Source organism: Leyella lascolaii, from assembly GCF_900079775.1.
Lineage (GTDB): Bacteria > Bacteroidota > Bacteroidia > Bacteroidales > Bacteroidaceae > Prevotella > Prevotella lascolaii.
Window position 1 is genome coordinate 366,724 of sequence record NZ_LT556050.1, and the last position, 16,193, is coordinate 382,916.

Annotated in this window: 15 protein-coding genes and 1 tRNA gene; 15 read left to right on the plus strand and 1 reads right to left on the minus strand. The window is 47.5% G+C overall.

Annotated elements, in window-relative coordinates; all coding sequences use genetic code 11:
* Positions 1-318: 318 nt before the first annotated feature.
* The 5 genes from BN4609_RS13905 (at position 319) to BN4609_RS13925 (ending at position 6,204) form a co-directional block, all read left to right on the plus strand.
* Complete coding sequence (locus tag BN4609_RS13905) at positions 319-1,578, plus strand: TolC family protein (RefSeq protein ID WP_084791673.1); 1,260 nt, start codon at positions 319-321, stop codon at positions 1,576-1,578.
* Positions 1,579-1,648: 70 nt separating this feature from the next.
* Entirely contained in the window at positions 1,649-2,548 is a 900-nt protein-coding gene (locus tag BN4609_RS13910; RefSeq protein ID WP_068857298.1) for an HlyD family secretion protein, read from the plus strand.
* On the plus strand, positions 2,545-4,008 hold the full coding sequence (locus tag BN4609_RS13915) for an ATP-binding cassette domain-containing protein (protein WP_068857197.1): 1,464 nt from the start codon (positions 2,545-2,547) through the stop codon (positions 4,006-4,008). The genes BN4609_RS13910 and BN4609_RS13915 overlap by 4 nt, the downstream gene beginning before the upstream one ends.
* Positions 4,005-5,093: an ABC transporter permease gene (locus tag BN4609_RS13920; RefSeq protein WP_068857198.1), complete on the plus strand. Its 1,089-nt coding sequence runs from the start codon at positions 4,005-4,007 to the stop codon at positions 5,091-5,093. The genes BN4609_RS13915 and BN4609_RS13920 overlap by 4 nt, the downstream gene beginning before the upstream one ends.
* A 13-nt stretch (positions 5,094-5,106) precedes the next feature.
* Entirely contained in the window at positions 5,107-6,204 is a 1,098-nt protein-coding gene (locus BN4609_RS13925; RefSeq protein ID WP_068857199.1) for an ABC transporter permease, read from the plus strand.
* A gap of 356 nt (positions 6,205-6,560) precedes the next feature.
* On the opposite strand, the gene BN4609_RS13930 is transcribed toward BN4609_RS13925, so the two are convergent.
* A tRNA-Met gene (locus BN4609_RS13930) sits at positions 6,561-6,634 on the minus strand.
* A gap of 156 nt (positions 6,635-6,790) precedes the next feature.
* Between BN4609_RS13930 and BN4609_RS13935 the strand changes: the two genes are divergently transcribed.
* The 10 genes from BN4609_RS13935 to BN4609_RS13980 all read left to right on the plus strand — a co-directional run bounded on the left by BN4609_RS13935 (position 6,791) and on the right by BN4609_RS13980 (position 16,183).
* Positions 6,791-7,189: an START-like domain-containing protein gene (locus tag BN4609_RS13935; protein ID WP_068857200.1), complete on the plus strand. Its 399-nt coding sequence runs from the start codon at positions 6,791-6,793 to the stop codon at positions 7,187-7,189.
* 118 nt (positions 7,190-7,307) lie between these two features.
* Positions 7,308-9,203, plus strand: coding sequence for an LptF/LptG family permease (locus tag BN4609_RS13940; protein ID WP_068857201.1), 1,896 nt, complete (start codon positions 7,308-7,310; stop codon positions 9,201-9,203).
* A gap of 53 nt (positions 9,204-9,256) precedes the next feature.
* Positions 9,257-10,468 (plus strand): bifunctional 3,4-dihydroxy-2-butanone-4-phosphate synthase/GTP cyclohydrolase II, encoded by a 1,212-nt coding sequence (locus tag BN4609_RS13945; RefSeq protein WP_021992207.1) that lies wholly within the window; start codon positions 9,257-9,259, stop codon positions 10,466-10,468.
* 39 nt (positions 10,469-10,507) lie between these two features.
* A complete protein-coding gene (locus tag BN4609_RS13950) occupies positions 10,508-10,696 on the plus strand; it encodes a hypothetical protein (protein ID WP_068857202.1) in 189 nt (62 codons plus the stop codon).
* A gap of 106 nt (positions 10,697-10,802) precedes the next feature.
* Complete coding sequence (locus tag BN4609_RS13955) at positions 10,803-11,996, plus strand: pyridoxal phosphate-dependent aminotransferase (RefSeq protein ID WP_068857203.1); 1,194 nt, start codon at positions 10,803-10,805, stop codon at positions 11,994-11,996.
* Positions 11,997-12,210: 214 nt separating this feature from the next.
* Entirely contained in the window at positions 12,211-13,035 is an 825-nt protein-coding gene (locus tag BN4609_RS13960; RefSeq protein ID WP_021992204.1) for a MotA/TolQ/ExbB proton channel family protein, read from the plus strand.
* Positions 13,036-13,065: 30 nt separating this feature from the next.
* On the plus strand, positions 13,066-13,692 hold the full coding sequence (locus BN4609_RS13965; protein WP_021992203.1) for an ExbD/TolR family protein: 627 nt from the start codon (positions 13,066-13,068) through the stop codon (positions 13,690-13,692).
* Positions 13,693-13,694: 2 nt separating this feature from the next.
* Positions 13,695-14,339, plus strand: coding sequence for an ExbD/TolR family protein (locus tag BN4609_RS13970; RefSeq protein ID WP_021992202.1), 645 nt, complete (start codon positions 13,695-13,697; stop codon positions 14,337-14,339).
* 34 nt (positions 14,340-14,373) lie between these two features.
* Positions 14,374-15,207 (plus strand): energy transducer TonB, encoded by an 834-nt coding sequence (locus tag BN4609_RS13975; RefSeq protein WP_021992201.1) that lies wholly within the window; start codon positions 14,374-14,376, stop codon positions 15,205-15,207.
* 13 nt (positions 15,208-15,220) lie between these two features.
* The gene (locus tag BN4609_RS13980; protein ID WP_068857204.1) at positions 15,221-16,183 is read left to right on the plus strand and encodes a PstS family phosphate ABC transporter substrate-binding protein; all 963 of its coding nucleotides are present in this window, start codon (positions 15,221-15,223) and stop codon (positions 16,181-16,183) included.
* Positions 16,184-16,193: the final 10 nt, after the last annotated feature.

Below are 16,193 nucleotides of genomic sequence, written 5' to 3' on the forward strand. Positions count from 1 at the left end.
ACAGCAGTCGCATACGCCCCACCACGACTGCAAATATAATCAATTCATGGTTCAAACATGCAGACGTCGGTATAAAATATTACAAAAAGAACATTCATAAATAAGTAATGATAATGAAGTGTAGCGGTTTATGCACTATCTTTGCCAAAGATAAGATGCGGTTCGGCAATATCAAGTATGGAAAACAAAGTTTACCATCCATGCTACTGCACTCACCTTTCATTATCTTTGTCATAGATAAGCTGCACACCGGGAAAGGGAATACAACGTCTCATTGCACTCGGTTATACTTTCCCTGAAAAATATAAAAGACAACGTATGTATATAAGAATGACAAACAGAACATTACAGGCAATAATCGCGGTTGTGCTTTCACTACCGGCAGGGGCTCAGGTGACACTCGACGAATGCAAGACTTCGGCAAGAGAGAACTATCCTTCCGTGAAGCAGTATCGGCTGATAGAGCTGAGCCGCGACTACACCGTGGACAACGCGTCGAAGGCATGGCTGCCCAAGATAAGCGTGGCGGCGGGTGCCGTACTGATGTCAGACATTACCGGGAACGTGGCTGGAGGCGCGCCCGGAGAAATAAGCAACGACATATACGGAGCCATGCTACAGGTGAAGCAGACCATATATGACGGAGGCTCCACCGCAGCGAGGAAGCGCGTGACACGTGCAGAGGCTGATGTGGAGAAAAGCCGACTCGACGTGACAATGTACGACATAGACAGCCGTGTGGAGGAACTATTCTTCTCAATACTGACCTTGGACGAGAAGATGAAGCAGATAAGGCTGCTTCAGGACGACCTCGCACTAAGCATGCGCACCGTGGAGGGACTGATGAAAGGAGGACTTGCCAACCAGTCGGATGCGGACGCCATAAAGGTGGAACAGCTGAAGGCGCGCCAGCAGGAGAGCGGTATGGCGACGTCACGCGACGCTTACGTGAGGATGCTCGCCGCATTCACAGGGAAAGACCTGACGTCTGAGACACAACTGCAAAGACCTGCCGACACAGTGATACCCGACCATGGAGGTGTGGAGAACCGCAGACCGGAACTGGAATATTACTCCGCCCGCATGCGTCTGCTTGACAGACAGCGCAGCGCACTCGACACCCGTCTGCTCCCACAGATATCGCTTTTCGGCGCGGCTGTCTATCACAACCGCATCAACAACATCGTAAAGAACGGCACACTGGCTGCCGGAGTGACCCTCAGCTGGAACATCGGGGCTTTGTACACACGCAGGAACGACATAAGAAACATAGAAACGCAAAAGCGGAAAACGGAGTCGCTGCGTGAGACTTTCATGCTCGACACACGCATGCAGAACGAAAACTCATACGGCAGCATCGACGGTCTGAGAAAGCAGATAGAACTCGACGACGAGATAATAGCACTGCGCCTGAACATCAGGAAAACTACGGAAAAGAAGGTGGAGAACGGCACGGAGACCGTGAACGAACTGCTCAGGCACGTCAATGCCGTGAGCGAGGCGAGACTGGACAAGGCTATGCACGAGCTGATGCTTACGAGGGAACTTTACTCTCTGCGCCACAACAACAATATGTGAACGCACAGTAACGGGTTAAATACCCGGAAACAGGAATGATATAAACTGACAACAGCCAAAACGAACAATGATGAGAACAGGAACGATGATAATGATTACGGCTGCCGCAATGCTTGCCGCATGCGACAGCAGGGAGAAGGGTTTTGACGCGACCGGCATCTTCGAGGCGACCGAAATAACAGTATCGGCACTGGAGACGGGACAGATTGTGCGCCTTGACGCCGAAGAGGGCACGCTGCTGAAGAAAGGACATCAGGCGGGACTCATCGACACCGTGCAGCTGGCACTAAGCGCGATAAGGCTCGGAGCTACGAAAGAGAGCATCGCGAGCAGCAGACCTGACATACAGACACAGATAGCCGCCACCAGACAACAGATTGAAAAGGCGGAGATGGAGAAGCTGCGCTTCGAGAGACTCGTGCGCGACAACGCGGCTAACAGGAAACAGCTGGACGACGCGGAGAGCGCGCTGAAGGTGTTGAGGCGGCAGTTGCAGGCGCAGCTTTCGTCGCTCGGCAACAGCACCCGCAGCCTCGACAAGCAGATGAACGCCACGGACATACAGAGAATGCAGATACTCGACAGACTCGGGAAATGCAGGATTGTGGCACCGGTCACCGGAACAGTGATAGAGAAATATGCCGAACAGGGCGAATTCGCCACGACAGGCAGACCGCTGTTCAAGATTGCGGACACGCGCAGAATGTACATAAGGGCATACATCACGTCCGAACAGCTGGCGGAGGTGAGGACAGGACAGAAGGCGGAGGTGACCTGCGACTATGGCAACGGCAAGGGAAAGACTTATGAGGGGACGGTGACGTGGATAGCGCAGAAGTCTGAGTTCACACCCAAAACAATTCTCACCGACGACGAGCGAGCCTCTCTCGTATATGCCGTAAAGATAGCCATAGACAACGACGGGGGCGCGAAGATAGGTATGTACGGCAAAGTGAGGTTTCTGAAATGATCGCACTCGACAACATATGCAAGAGTTACGGCGGCGCGACGGCACTCGACAGGGTGTCGCTGAGAGTGGAACGCGGAGAGATGGTTGCCCTTACCGGATGTGACGGAGCGGGGAAATCGACTCTGCTGCGCATAGTCACGACACTGCTCCTGCCCGACTCCGGCAGCGGCACGGTGGGAGGAATGGACATAAGAAGGCAGGCTTCGGGGATAAGACGCATATGCGGCTACATGCCGGAACGGTTCTCTCTCTACGAGGATCTGACGGTGGAGGAAAACCTGAAGTTCTACGCCACCCTGTTCGGAACAAGCATAAGGGAGGGCTACGGAAACATAAAAGGCATATACAGTCAGATAGAACGGTTCAAGGACAGGCGCGCCGGGGCGTTGTCGGGAGGAATGAAACAGAAGCTGGCACTGTGCTGCGCGCTGGTGCACAAGCCTCAGCTGCTGGTGCTCGACGAGCCTACGACGGGTGTGGATCCGGTGTCGAGAAAGGAATTGTGGGACACGCTCGGCACAATAAACAGAAGCGGCGTGACGGTCATAGCTGCCACTCCGTACATCGACGAGATAAGAAGATGCGGACGGGCTGTGTTCATAGACAAGGGCTGCGTCATGGGTACAGGCAGCCCGGACGACATACTGACGCGCTTTGCCGACATATTCTGTCCCGACAGACCGCGCACGCAGAATGACATGAAAGACAGCGGCAGGCAGGAGGTGATAAAGGTGAGCCGTCTGGTGAAAGCCTTCGGCAGCTTCAGGGCGGTGGACGACATATCGTTCAACGTGAGGAAAGGAGAGATATTCGGATTTCTCGGAGCAAACGGAGCAGGAAAGACAACGGCAATGCGCATGCTTACCGGTCTGAGCCGTCCCACCTCCGGACACGCGGAGGTGGCTGGATTTGACGTCGCCGCACAACACGAGCAGGTGAAGAGACACATAGGATACATGAGCCAGAAGTTCTCTCTGTATGGCGACCTGACGGTGAAAGAGAACCTGAGACTGTTCGGAGGGATATACGGAATGGCAGAAAACGACATAAAGCGGAAAAGCCGCGAGGCGGTGGAACGGCTCGACATGAAAGCCTTGGAAAACACCCTCGTGAGGGAGCTGCCGCCCGGATGGAAACAGAAGATAGCCTTCACGGTGAGCATAATGCACAATCCGGAGGTGGTGTTCCTTGACGAACCCACGGGAGGAGTGGACCCTAAGACAAGGCAACAGTTCTGGAGACTCATATACGAAGCTGCCGGACGCGGCATAACCGTGTTTGTGACGACCCACTATATGGACGAAGCCGAGTATTGCGACCGCATATCAATAATGGTGGACGGGCAGATACGCGCCATGGGAACACCCGGAGAACTGAAGTCAAGGTACGGATGCGACGACATGGACGGAGTATTCACAAGACTTGCCATGACGGCAAAGAGAGGAGAGCGGGCACTATGAGAGAATTCATGGCATTCATATCGAAAGAGACGAAACACATCCTACGCGACAGCCGTACGATGATGGTGCTGTTCGGCATGCCGATAGTGATGATGCTGCTGTTCGGATTTGCCATATCGACAGATGTGAGAAACGTGAGGACTGTGACCGTGGCTCCGGTGGAGGACATGCTCACCCGACGGATAGCGGAACGGTTGGATGCGTCGGAATATTTCACCGTCACCGGCAGCACGGACTCTCCGGAAAGCGCGGCAAGCATGATAAGAAGCGGCAGGGCTGACATGGCGGTTGTATTCCAGCCTTCTCCGGCAAGCCACAGATACGACGGCGAGGAGGCGATACAGATAATGACGGACGGCTCAGACCCAAACATGTCTGTATTGCACGCCAACTATGCCGGACTGATAGCGGCGGAGACACTCTACGGACAGACGGCGGCGGGTCAGGCAGTTGAGACAAGACTGATGTGCAACCCGCAGATGAAAAGCTCCTACAACTTCGTTCCGGGCATCATGGGGATGCTGATGCTCATCATATGCACCATGATGACGTCTGTGAGCATAGTGCGCGAGAAGGAACGGGGAAGCATGGACACGCTGCTCGTGTCGCCGGTAAAGCCGGTTGTGATAATAACAGCCAAGGCGGTGCCCTATTTCGTGCTGTCGACAGTAATACTGGCATGCATAATCACAATATCACGTTTTGTGCTCGGCGTACCGATAGCCGGGAGTCTTCCGGTCATTGCTCTGGTGTCGTTTATATACATCGTGCTCGCGCTGTCGCTCGGACTTCTCATCAGCACAGCCACACATACACAGGTCGCCGCACTGCTTGCCTCGGGAATGGCGATGCTCGTTCCCACCCTTCTGCTGTCCGGAATGATATTTCCGGTGGAGAGTATGCCGGGGATACTACAGTATGTCTCAGCCGTGGTTCCGGCAAGATGGTACATCTCAGCCGTAAGGAAAATCATGATAATGGGGGCAGAGCCATCCACCATAACCGTAGAGACGTGTGTGCTGCTCGCAATGACCGCAGTGCTGCTTGCTGCCGCCCTGAGGAATTTCAAAGAGCATCTGAAATAAAAAACATCATGTTATGACAATAAGATACCTGCTGGAAAAGGAGTTCATACAGATAATGCGGAACACGTTCATTCCTAAAATGATTTTTTTGTTCCCTATTATAATAATGTGTGTTACGCCTTGGGTGACAAGCTTCGAGGTGAAGAACATAAAGGTGAGTGTGGTGGACAACGACCATTCCACGCTTTCGTCGCGACTGATACACAGGATAGAGGCGTCCGACTACTTCGATTTCGCAGGAACGGAGAGAAGCCACGAGGAGGCGATGCAGGCAATGGACAGATGCAGGACGGACGTAGTTGTAGTGATACCGGAGAACTATGAGCGCGATGTGACTAACGGCAGACAGCCGAAAATATTGATTGACGCGAACGCGGTGAACGGCATTAAAGGAGGAATGGGGGCATCGTACATAGCTAACATAATGAACGACAATCTGAAGGAGCATGCCCGCCCTGCGGTGGAAGGGAAAGGGGAGAAGCTTGCGACATTCAGTCTTTTCAACAAAGGGCAGAACTACAAGATATTCATGATTCCGGCACTGATGGCGATACTCATAGTGATGTTCTGCGGATTTCTGCCGGCACTCAACATCGTGGGGGAGAAAGAGCAAGGCACCATTGAGCAGATAAACGTGTCGCCGGTAGCAAAAACCACATTCATCATCGCAAAACTCATTCCTTACTGGATTATCGGCATGATAGTGATGACAATATGCTTTGTGCTGTCATGGGCTGTATACGGCATTGCCCCAAAGGGAAACATACTGCTGCTTTATATGCTTGCGATGCTGCTTGCGCTGACTTTCAGCGGCATCGGACTGATGATAAGCAACTACAGCCATGCCATGCAGCAGGCGATGTTCGTAATGTGGTTTGTCATGGTGTGCATGATACTGTTGAGCGGACTGTTCACACCCGTCAGCTCTATGCCCGACTGGGCAATATACATCACCACGGTGAATCCTTTGAGATACTTCATCGACGGCATGCGCACAGTGTTCATAAAAGGAGGAACGCTATGCGACATACTGCCGCAGACAGCCGTTCTCACCGCCTTTGCCATAGTGGCAAACACTCTGGCGGTGTACAGTTATAAAAAGAACGGGTAGTTTTTTAATGCAAAACAGTGCCAGTGAGCGCATGACAAAACCCGTTATTTAGGCGGACTATCCAAAGTAGAGACGCAAAATCTTGCGTCTCACAAGCAATGATACGCAATAAACTTATGTGATTATATGCCTGTCATTGCCGCGATTTTTCCTCGGGAGACGCAAGATTTTGCGTCTTTACAGGGCGGACGCCAATATTGTTTTAAAATAAAACAAACTATATGAATTGTCCATACGGGCAGGACGGCAACAGCGACTCTACCGGAACGCGACATGGCATTGACATGACGGACTGATGAAAAAGAAAAAGCCATAAGCGGAAAACCACCTATGGCAAATATTTCTGTATCACTTTGTAGCGGGACCCAGGATTGAACTGGGGACCTCATGATTATGAATCATGCGCTCTAACCAGCTGAGCTATCCCGCCTTTCGTTTTTGCGAGTGCAAAGATAATACAATTTTATTAAACTGCAAAATATTTTCTTCTTTTTTGCTGTTTTGCATATCAAATATATTATTTTTGCACTGTAAACAGTTAAGATGTAAGATGTTCTGAAGAAAAACAACCTACACCAAACTCCAGATGAAAAAAGAGAAAATAGTAATTGAACAAAGACTGAATTCAAAATCACCCAACATCATATGGAATCTGATAGGGACTCCCGAGGGTATGGGTAAATGGCTCGCCGACGAAATAGAACAGGAAAATGACAGACTTACATTTACCTGGGGAAAGGTATGGAGCAATCATGAGATAAGACATGCGAGAGTGATTGAATGTGAGAAATTCTGCAACATTCGCTTCGTGTGGGAAGACGAGAAGGAGGAAAACACGTACGTTGACCTGAGAATGGAAAGAAACACGCTGACCGGTGACTTTACGCTCCACATTACAGATTTCGCCGAAGAGGAGGACGTGGATGCCCTTCAAAGCATATGGGCAGAGAACATGAAGAGGCTTCACCACACAAGCGGGCTTTAGACCGAAAGCACACATCTTAAATAAATAATAAAAAAGTATAAATGGAAACGTTTCATATTTTTTTTACTAATTTTGCAGGCTGACAAGCACTGATTCGTGCAAAAAGCTTTTGCCAACAATGTTTCGTATAAAAAAGTTAGATATATTCATCGCCAAACAGTTCGGCATCCTCTTTATAGGCACCTTTTTCATCTGCCAGTTTGTGCTGATGATGCAGTTCTTATGGAGATACATTGACAAACTTATCGGGAAAGGACTGTCAATGGATGTGTTGGCACAGTTTTTCTGGTACATGGGACTCATGCTTGTCCCCCAAGCCTTTCCTCTGGCGATATTGCTTTCATCGCTCATAGCATTCGGAAACTTAGGCGAAAGCAGTGAGCTCACAGCAATAAAGGCAGCCGGAATATCACTTATGCAGACATTCAGATCGCTCATTGTGATTTCCATTCTGGTATGTCTTGCCTCATTCTATTTCCAGAACAGCGTAGGTCCGTCAGCCAACATGAAACTGGGACAGATTCTGATGTCGATGAAACAGAAGAGTCCGGAGCTGGAAATACCCGAAGGTGTGTTCTATGACGGTATCCCGAACAGCAACCTTTACGTGCAGAAAAAAGACTTGAACACGGGAAAGCTCTACGGAATCATGATATACCGCATGACAGGCAGCTATGAGGATCAGGCGATAATACTCGCCGACTCGGGCATGCTGCAGGCAACGGCAGAGAAAAAGCACCTGCTGCTGACACTGTGGAGCGGAGAGTGGTTTGAGAACATGAAATCTCAGGAGTTTGCCAACAGCGCATCCGTGCCATACAGACGAGAGACGTTCGTGAACAAGAAGATTGTGCTCGACTATGACGGTGACTTCAACATGGCGGACGCCACATCTCTTTCAAACGACGCAAGGGCAAAGAGTCTCACGCAGATAAACCATTTCGTGGACTCAATAAAGCATGATTACGACAGCATAGGACGGGCTTATTACATCAATGACAAGATGTCGTTCTATTATCTTCCGCAAGTCTCCAAGAAAGACTCCATAACAGCAGTGAGAAGGGCTGCGGAAGTGGCATACAACGTCGATTCGGCTTACGCAAAGCTCCCGCCGGAGAAAAAGAGAATGGCTGCCAACGACGCATTGAACAAAATACAGCAGCATGTGACCGACCTCGACTTCAAAAGCATGATAACCGATGACGGTGACAAACTTATAAGACAGCACAAGATTGAGCGTATAAAGAAATTCACGACGGCTCTCTCCTGTCTGGTTTTCTTCTTCATAGGAGCACCGCTCGGGGCTATCATACGTAAAGGTGGGCTCGGGATGCCTGTGATAATATCGGTGCTGGTGTTCATTGTGTACTATATACTTGAGAATTCCGGCAGCCGCATGGCAAGCGGAGGCATGTGGAGCATATGGTTCGGAACAAGTCTGGCATCCGCAGTGCTTATCCCAACAGCCGTATTTTTCACATATAAGGCAAACAAGGATTCAACGGTGTTCAACATAGACGTGTATATCAACATATTGCGCAAACTCCTCGGATTAAGGATAAAACGCCATATCGCCGCTAAAGAAGTGATAATAGAGACACCCGACTACAAGAACGACGCGGCTGGACTGCAGAAAATAAGCACCGAGATATACGAATACTCAAAGAGACACCGGCTGAAATCGGCGCCAAACTGCATAAAAGTGTTCTTCAGATATGAGCCGGACCATGAGATAGAACGCATAAACAAAGAGCTTGAGGGGATAATAGAGGATCTGGCAAACACAAAAGACAGTATAATACTGAACGAGCTCAACGCTTATCCCATAATATCGGAAAAGGCACATACGAGACCTTTCGACCGCAAATGGCTCAATATTACGGCAGCTATAATCGTACCGCTGGGAGCCATACTATATATAAGAATGTGGCGATACAGACTGAGATTGCTTCAGGATCTCAAGAACATCAAGAATACAAATGACAGAATAATAGCACGGATAAACAAGATGTGAGTCCGCTGCAATACATATATTATAACACGAACATTTAAAAAGAATACGAGAATATGACTGAGTTCAACCTCAACAGCATCGAAGATGCGATAAAAGATTTTAAAGAAGGAAAATTCGTAATAGTCGTTGATGATGAAGACAGGGAAAACGAAGGCGACCTGATTATCGCAGCGGAGAAGATCACTGCGGATAAAGTGAATTTCATGCTGAAGAACGCGCGCGGCGTACTTTGCGCTCCAGTGACGCTCTCACGCTGCGAGGAGCTTGACTTGCCAAGACAAGTGAGCAACAACACATCAGTGCTCGGCACCCCTTTCACCGTGACAATTGACAAGCTGGAAGGATGCACCACAGGCGTTTCCGCCCACGATAGGGCTGAAACAATAAAGGCTCTTGCCGACCCGGCTTCAACGCCTCAGACATTCGGAAGACCCGGACACATAAACCCTCTATACGCTCAGGACAACGGTGTATTGAGACGTTGCGGACACACCGAAGCGACAATAGACCTGTGCAAACTGGCTGGACTGTATCCGGCGGGGGCACTGATGGAAATTATGAGCGATGACGGGACGATGGCAAGAATGCCGGAACTTACCAGACTGGCTGAAAAATGGGGACTCAGAATAATAACAATCAAGGATCTCATTGCCTATCGTCTGAAAAAGGAGTCAATAATAGAGGTAGGCGAAGAAGTCGACATGCCTACAGAATACGGTCATTTCCGCATTATTCCGTTCCGTCAGCAAAGCAACGGAATGGAACACATGGCACTCGTGAAAGGGGAATGGAAAGAAGACGAGCCAATACTGGTAAGAGTCCATTCGTCGTGTGCTACAGGAGACATACTGGGAAGCAAAAGATGCGACTGCGGCGAACAGCTGCATAAATCGATGCAGATGATTGAGAAAGAAGGTAAAGGTGTCATCATATACATGCAGCAGGAGGGTCGCGGCATAGGTCTTATGAATAAAATCGCGGCATACAAGCTGCAAGAAGAAGGCTATGACACAGTAGACGCAAACATCCATCTCGGATTTCAGCCTGACGAGCGTGATTACGGATGTGGGGCACAGATGCTGCGCCACTTGGGTGTACACAAGATGAGACTTATGACCAACAACCCGGTAAAACGAGTAGGACTGGAGGCTTACGGACTGGAAATAATAGAGAATGTTCCCATTGAGATAACACCCAACGAATACAACGAACGCTATCTGAAGACAAAGCGTGACAGGATGGGACACACCCTTCATCTGAAATAGGAACGGACTTCTGCAATACTGCGGTGTAAAACCCGTATAATGAAATATAAATACATAATATATCTTATAGACGGAGTCGTATTCTCTGTCTCAATCATGCTCGGTACGGCAATTGGTGCGAAATCAGGCAATATAAGGTCGGGACTGATATACGGACTGCTCGCAGGAGCGCTCGTTGCCGCAATAATTAACATCTTTGTACTCATAAAATTCAAGAATAATCAATAAAGTTATAAATCATTACAATTATATTAACAATATAGAAATATACTATCTTTTCTTTCGGCATAATGAATTAATTTCTTAATTTTGCAAAATAAAAAACATAAAAATTATGGCACAATTATCTGATCGTCTTAACAGACTCGCACCGTCCGCAACACTTGCCATGTCGCAGAAAAGCAGCGAGATGAAAGCACAAGGCATTGACGTTATAAACATGAGCGTAGGTGAGCCTGACTTCAATACTCCCGACCACATCAAAAATGCGGCAAAAGAAGCTGTTGACAATAATTATTCTCGTTATTCTCCAGTACCGGGATATGCCGATCTGAGAAAAGCCATTGCCGCAAAACTGAAAAGAGAGAACCATCTTGAATACAATATTAATGAGATACTGGTGTCAAACGGCGCAAAACAAAGCGTATGCAACACCGTAATGGCTCTCGTTAACGACGGTGACGAAGTGATTATTCCGACACCGTATTGGGTGAGCTATCCGCAGATGGTAAAACTTGCCGGTGGAAACCCGGTCTTTATCAATGCGGGATTCGAGCAGAACTTCAAAATCACAGCACAACAACTGGAGGACGCCATCACTCCAAAAACAAGACTGTTGATTCTTTGCTCTCCAAGCAATCCTACCGGAAGCGTATATACAAAAGATGAACTTGAAAGCTTAGCTGAAGTGATAAAGAGTCATGAAGACCTCTTTGTACTTGCTGACGAAATATACGAACACATCAATTATACAGGTCGTCACGAAAGCATTGCCCAATTCCCTGGCATGAAAGAACGGTCAATCATCGTAAACGGTGTATCTAAAGCATATGCCATGACAGGATGGCGTATAGGCTTCATTGCAGCTCCGGAATGGATAGTAAAAGGATGCAACAAGCTGCAAGGACAATACACGAGCGGTCCGTGTTCAGTAAGCCAGAAGGCTGCGGAAGCTGCATATACACTGCCGCAAGACTGTGTTGAGGAAATGAGAAAAGCTTTTGAACGCCGCCGCAATCTGATTGTTGAACTGGCAAAAGACATTCCAGGACTTGAGGTGAACACCCCGCAAGGTGCCTTTTACCTGTTCCCGAAATGCAGCAGCTTCTACGGTAAGAGCGACGGAAAGCACACAATAAACAATTCTACGGACTTTGCGATGTATCTGCTTGAAGTCGGTCATGTGGCAACAGTAGCCGGTGACGCATTCGGTGATCCTGAATGTTTCCGCATGAGTTACGCTACAAGCGATGAAAACATACGCGAAGCGATGAGCAGAATAAAAGACGTGCTTTCACGCCTGAAATAAACTTCAAACATCAAATGTCCTGACTAATTTAAATAAATTCACTGTTAAAATACGCAAATACAAGTTTCAATTATACTTAAATTGTTATCTTTGCCTCAAGATTACATACCGGAAAGCAAAATAGCAAGTAAGAACAAAAGCAAACAGTCGATATAAATAATTAAACATAACAACCAAAAAAATTTATTAACAACTAAAATTAAAATTTTAAATTATGGCAACTACACAAAAGAACAGCCCGAAATCACAGGGTTTCCAAGGAGTTAGAGACGCAATTTGGATCATAGTAATATGTGGCGTAATTGCATTCCTTTTCTATGAATATTTCCTCGGTAACCCATCAAACTTCCATGGCGGAGACAACAGCGGAGAACCTGCCAACCTTCTTGGTACAATCTATAAGGGAGGTATCGTCGTTCCTGTAATCTTCACATTGCTTTTCACAGTTATCTCACTTGGCGTTGAGCGTTATCTCGCACTGCGTTCTGCATTCGGTAAGATGCCTTTGGCAAAATTCACCGCACAGATTAAAGCAGCTATAAAGAGCGGTGATTTCGCAACAGCACACCAGCTTTGCGACAAGATGAGAGGCTCTGTAGCAAACGTTGTTTCCGCATCTCTCAATGCATATGAGGATATGGAAAAGACAACCGGCATCAAAAAGAGCCAGAAGATAGCTAAGATTCAGCAGGCACACGAAGAGGCTACCCAGCTTGAAATGCCTACTCTTCAGATGAACCTTCCCATCGTAGCTACAATCGTAACACTTGGTACACTTACCGCTCTGTTCGGAACCGTTGTCGGTATGATCCGTTCATTCGCTGCTCTGGCAGCTGGTGGAGGTGCTGACTCTCAGGCTCTTTCAACAGGTATTTCTGAGGCGTTGGTAAACACAGCATCAGGTATTTTGACATCTTGGTTCGCTGTAGTTATTTATAACTTCTTTACAAACAAGATCGACAAGCTGACATACGCTCTCGATGAAGTTGGTTACACTATCGCACAGACATACGAAGCCAACCACGGAGAAGAGGCTTAATTTTTGCTAACCCTTTAAACTTTTATCACTATGGGTAAAGTAAAAATTAAGAAAAACGACATCTGGATAGACATGACTCCAATGTCCGACGTGATGGTGCTTTTGCTGTGTTTCTTCATGTTGACATCAACATTCGTGAAGAACGAACCGGTGAAAGTGCTCACCCCGAACTCGGTGTCGGAGATTAAAGTTCCGGAAACAGATGTCTTGAACGTACATGTTGCCAAAGATGGCAAAGTGTTCATGTCCATTGACAATACCAATGATCTGGTATCAATGGTAGATGCTATGACAGGAAAATTCGGAATATCCCTTACGGGCACCCAGAGAGAGACACTGAGAAAACACTCTATGCTTGGTGTCAGCATGGACAAACTGACAGCCTATCTCAGTCTTCCTGAGGATCAGCTGGCAACAGCCATACAGAAAGAAGGTATTCCGACCGACAGTATTGATGACGGCTCCGGCAAGAAAGACAAAAGCGAATTCCAGCTTTGGGTTACAGAAGCACGTAATGCAAACGAGAATATAAAAATCGCAATCAAAGCCGACCAGGACACTCCGTACAGTGCCATCAAGACTGTAATGTCTGAACTTCAAGATATGAACGAAAACCGTTACTATCTCATAACTTCATTAAAAACAGAGGAGGATTAAGAATGGCCAAGCAAAAAGAAAGCAAGCAGAAAAAGATGAATGTCCGCGTGGACTTCACGCCTATGGTGGACATGATGATGCTTCTTATCACATTCTTCATGCTCTGTACATCTCTGGCAAAACCACAGACAATGGAGTTGAGTATGCCGAGTAACGATAAGAATCAGACAGACGAGGATAAGTCTGTAACAAAAGCCTCATATACCATTACGATATATGTAGGAGCCGACGATCAGATTTACTATATCGCAGGACTTCCTAAGTATGATGATCCGACATGTCTTAAAAAGACCACATGGGGAAAAGACGGAATCCGCAAGGTTCTCATTTCCCACGTGACAGAAGACGGAACCCAGCCGGTACAGCAGGTGATGCTTGCAAAAGCCAAGCTTGATGAAAAGAAGCTGGCAGATCCGACATATCCTGACTCTATTTACAACAAGGAGCTGTCAAAGATCAAGGCTGGAGAGATTGACGGACAGAAAATCTCTACAATGACCATCATTATAAAGGCCACTGACAATTCTGCCTACAAAAACCTTATCAGAGCTCTTGATGAGATGCAGATATGCAGCATTGGTAAGTATGTGATCGACAAGATTAACCCGGACGACCAGAAGCTTCTCGACAAGGTAGGAGTGAAATAGTCGCTGAATGTTGAACAATTAAAACGAAAAGACTATGTCAAAGATAGATTTAATTTCAAACGACTGGGTTGATTTAGTATTTGAAGGTCGCAACAAATCCTACGGAGCCTACAGACTCCGCAGGAGCACATCAAAGCGCAATATAATCGCTATCATCTCAGTATTGATTCTGGTTGCTGTATGTCTCGTAGTACTTATATTCAAGAACTTCGTTGATGAACAGCGCTCAAAGGTTGCCGTAACGCAGGTGACAGAGCTTTCCGCTCTTAAACAACCGAAGAAAAAGCCGGAAGTAAAGCAGAAGAAGATTGAAATCCAGCAGCCTGAAAAGGTCGTTGAACGTGTAAAGAGCTCAATCAAGTTTACAGCTCCTGTCATCAAGAAAGACGAAGAGGTAAAACCTGAAGAAGAGCTTAAGACACAGGACGAGCTCATGAACACCAAAGTTGCCATCGGTACTTTTGACGTAAAAGGAAACGATGACGCAAACGGTGAAGTGCTCAAGGCAAAGGAAGTAATCGCACAGCCCGAACCGCCTAAAGCCGAAGAAAACAAAATATTCGAGGTGGTTGAGCAGATGCCTGCATTCCCCGGCGGTGACGCAGCTCTGATGAAATATCTGCAGGAGAACACCCACTATCCTACAATTGCAGCTGAAAACGGTGTACAAGGCCGTGTTGTTATAGGCTTCGTTGTAGAGAAGGACGGCTCCATCACAGATGTAACAGTCATCAAGTCACAGGATCCTTCGCTCGACCGTGAGGCAACACGCGTTGTGAAGAGCATGCCGCGCTGGATTCCCGGTAAGCAGAACGGTTCTGCAGTACGTGTGAAATATCAGGTACCGGTTACATTCAGATTACAGTAACAAAACAGAAAGAATGAGAAAAGAAACAATATCTTACATATTCGTAGGATTAGCACTGCTTGCGAGTCTTTGCGTTTCCTGTAACAAGAAGCGCAAAGACGGCAGGACAGATACATATTCGTCAGGGGTGATAAGTTTCGCCTCTGACGAAAGTTTTAGTCCCATTATAGAAGAAGAGCGCGAGATATTCGAGTTCACATACCAACAGGCAAAGGTCAATCCGATATACACAAACGAGTCGGATGCAATAAGCATGCTGCTCAACGGAAAGGTTTGCCTTGCCATAACATCACGCGACTTCAAGGAAAACGAAAGACAGAATCTTCGTGACAGAAGATTCAACCCACGCTCAAAAGCCATTGCCTACGACGCACTCGCTCTCATCATAAACAACGAGAACACCGACAGCTGCATTTCCGTAAAGGATATTAAGGAGATACTTAGCGGAAAGGCAACCAAATGGAGCGACATATATCCAGGCTCGAAACGCGGTGACATAATCGTAGTGTTCGACAACAAGAAATCAAGCACCGTGCATTTTGCCGAAGACAGCATTCTTGGCGGCAAACCGATAACGAGTCCTAATGTCGTGGCAACAAAAAAGACAGCAGATGTCATCACCTACGTTGAGAAGACACCGAATGCCATAGGCATCATCGGAAGCAACTGGCTCAACGACAAACGTGACTCGACAAACCTCACGTTCAACAAAGACATACGTGTAATGTCTGTCAGCAGAATAGACGAAGCGACACCAGCCAACAGCTGGAAACCGTATCAATATTACATGTATAACGGCAATTACCCGCTCACGCGCACAATATGGGCATTGCTTAACGATCCGCTGCGCGGTCTGCCATGGGGATTCTCCAACTTCATTTCATCCCCGAAAGGACAGATGATTATTTTCAATGCAGGATTACTGCCTGTACAAGGCAACATCACAATCCGCGATGTCAAGGTGACAAACGATTGAAATACCGGAT

What these genes read in the sequence shown, in the direction of transcription:
- BN4609_RS13970 (WP_021992202.1), top strand. Translation starts at nt 13,695, where the DNA reads ATGGCCAAGCAAAAAGAAAGCAAGCAGAAAAAGATGAATGTCCGCGTG.
- BN4609_RS13975 (WP_021992201.1), top strand. Translation starts at nt 14,374, where the DNA reads ATGTCAAAGATAGATTTAATTTCAAACGACTGGGTTGATTTAGTATTT.
- BN4609_RS13905 (WP_084791673.1), top strand. Translation starts at nt 319, where the DNA reads ATGTATATAAGAATGACAAACAGAACATTACAGGCAATAATCGCGGTT.
- BN4609_RS13965 (WP_021992203.1), top strand. Translation starts at nt 13,066, where the DNA reads ATGGGTAAAGTAAAAATTAAGAAAAACGACATCTGGATAGACATGACT.
- BN4609_RS13925 (WP_068857199.1), top strand. Translation starts at nt 5,107, where the DNA reads ATGACAATAAGATACCTGCTGGAAAAGGAGTTCATACAGATAATGCGG.
- BN4609_RS13960 (WP_021992204.1), top strand. Translation starts at nt 12,211, where the DNA reads ATGGCAACTACACAAAAGAACAGCCCGAAATCACAGGGTTTCCAAGGA.
- BN4609_RS13920 (WP_068857198.1), top strand. Translation starts at nt 4,005, where the DNA reads ATGAGAGAATTCATGGCATTCATATCGAAAGAGACGAAACACATCCTA.
- BN4609_RS13950 (WP_068857202.1), top strand. Translation starts at nt 10,508, where the DNA reads ATGAAATATAAATACATAATATATCTTATAGACGGAGTCGTATTCTCT.
- BN4609_RS13910 (WP_068857298.1), top strand. Translation starts at nt 1,649, where the DNA reads ATGAGAACAGGAACGATGATAATGATTACGGCTGCCGCAATGCTTGCC.
- BN4609_RS13945 (WP_021992207.1), top strand. Translation starts at nt 9,257, where the DNA reads ATGACTGAGTTCAACCTCAACAGCATCGAAGATGCGATAAAAGATTTT.
- BN4609_RS13955 (WP_068857203.1), top strand. Translation starts at nt 10,803, where the DNA reads ATGGCACAATTATCTGATCGTCTTAACAGACTCGCACCGTCCGCAACA.
- BN4609_RS13935 (WP_068857200.1), top strand. Translation starts at nt 6,791, where the DNA reads ATGAAAAAAGAGAAAATAGTAATTGAACAAAGACTGAATTCAAAATCA.
- BN4609_RS13915 (WP_068857197.1), top strand. Translation starts at nt 2,545, where the DNA reads ATGATCGCACTCGACAACATATGCAAGAGTTACGGCGGCGCGACGGCA.
- BN4609_RS13980 (WP_068857204.1), top strand. Translation starts at nt 15,221, where the DNA reads ATGAGAAAAGAAACAATATCTTACATATTCGTAGGATTAGCACTGCTT.
- BN4609_RS13940 (WP_068857201.1), top strand. Translation starts at nt 7,308, where the DNA reads ATGTTTCGTATAAAAAAGTTAGATATATTCATCGCCAAACAGTTCGGC.